Origin of the sequence: Pseudomonas sp. NDM (assembly GCF_003105095.1) — a bacterium.
Lineage (GTDB): Bacteria > Pseudomonadota > Gammaproteobacteria > Pseudomonadales > Pseudomonadaceae > Aquipseudomonas > Aquipseudomonas moraviensis_A.
The window spans coordinates 1-959 of the sequence record NZ_QETJ01000329.1; the positions used below are offsets into that span (position 1 = coordinate 1).

The window sequence follows — 959 nt, forward strand, 5'->3', positions numbered from 1 at the left end:
ATAGCGGTGGGTCAGACGCACCAATTTTGATTGATGCACTGCTATCGCGAGCAGGCTCACTCCTACAGGGAAACTGCGGCCGGCAGCTTAATCCCTGAAGAAATCCGGTCAAGTGCTGAAATAGCGCACGATCAAGGCAATCCCGCTGGCCAGCACCAGCCAGGTCACCAGCCGCACAAATGCCTCGCGTGACAACCTCAGGGTCAGCCGCCGGCCGATCCACAAGCCCAGCGCCATGGCCGGCAACAGACACAGGGCCAGCATCAACAAGGGTAGCTCGGCGTATACACCGGCGATGGCGAACAGGCTCAAACGCACCACCGTGCTGCAACTGATCAGCGCACTTTGCGTGGCCCGCGCCGCTTCCTTGGGCAGACGACTGTTGAGATAAATGGCATAGAGAAAACCGCCGCGGCCAAACAAAGCGCCGAACAACCCGCCCACCGTGCCCATCGGCACCGCCCACGCCGCTGACAACTGCGTCGGCCGGGCTTTGACCCACAGGCTGTAAACCGCATAAGCGCTGATGAACAGCCCCATCAACAACAGCAACAGATCGGATTTCAGATTCAGCAGGAAGATCACCCCCAGCGTGCAGCCGATCGCCATGCACGGCAGCAGCCGGAGCAATTCCGGCCTGGCGACGTCCCGCCGCGAGGGCAGCAGATTGCCGAATGCCGCGACGAAATCCAGCAGCACCAGCAGCGGCACGATTTTCGACAACGGCATGAACAGAATCAGAATCGGCCCCGCCACCAGCGCCGTGCCGAAACCGGCGATGCCGAACACGATGTAGGCCAGCGCAATGGCCAGCCCGATCACCGCCCAACCGCCAGCGCCCCACGACCATGTGCCCAACAGCTCCATCATGCTCATTGTCCGCATCCCTTATAAAACCGCGCTGACTCTACCATTCCCCTGTAGGAGTGAGCCTGCTCGCGATAGCGGTGTGTCAGTCG

The 959-nt window shown here is 61.1% G+C and carries 1 protein-coding gene; it reads right to left on the reverse strand.

Annotated elements, in window-relative coordinates; all coding sequences use genetic code 11:
• Window positions 1-108: 108 nt before the first annotated feature.
• The gene (locus DCO47_RS26835; RefSeq protein WP_116659287.1) at window positions 109-876 is read right to left on the reverse strand and encodes a sulfite exporter TauE/SafE family protein; all 768 of its coding nucleotides are present in this window, start codon (window positions 874-876) and stop codon (window positions 109-111) included.
• Window positions 877-959 lie beyond the last annotated feature (83 nt).